The 355-nt window shown below is 42.8% G+C and carries 1 protein-coding gene; it reads left to right on the top strand.

Annotated features, from left to right (window positions below; all coding sequences use genetic code 11):
- Position 1: 1 nt before the first annotated feature.
- Positions 2-169 carry a membrane dipeptidase gene (locus P0G09_RS16075; RefSeq protein ID WP_342760545.1) on the top strand — a complete coding sequence of 56 codons (168 nt, stop codon included), beginning with the start codon at positions 2-4 and terminating at the stop codon, positions 167-169.
- Positions 170-355: the final 186 nt, after the last annotated feature.

Raw genomic sequence — 355 nt, 5'->3', positions numbered from 1 at the left:
CATCGGTCTGGGCAGTGACTTTGACGGCATCGGCGGCAAGCTGGAACTGAGCGACTCCTCCAAAATGCCCCTGCTGGCCGATGCCCTGCGGAAAGAGGGCTTCACCGAGGATGAGGTGGAAGCCATCTTCTTCCGCAACGCACAGCGTATCTTTGAAAACAACCTGTAATCACCGTTAGTATCAAAAGATTCATTGAATTCATTGAATTCATTGTATTCATTGAATTCATTGCTGATCATTGCACTTGAATCAATGAGAACCAATGAAATCAATGTTTTCAATGATAATTATGTCTTAACGGTAAGAATGAAGTATAACGGAAAGTATTGAAAAGTTGAGGATTTCCAGATGGAT

The organism is Faecalibacterium sp. DFI.5.82, from assembly GCF_029076575.1.
GTDB lineage: Bacteria > Bacillota > Clostridia > Oscillospirales > Ruminococcaceae > Faecalibacterium > Faecalibacterium duncaniae.
This window is presented reverse-complemented; position numbering and strand designations above follow the sequence as displayed.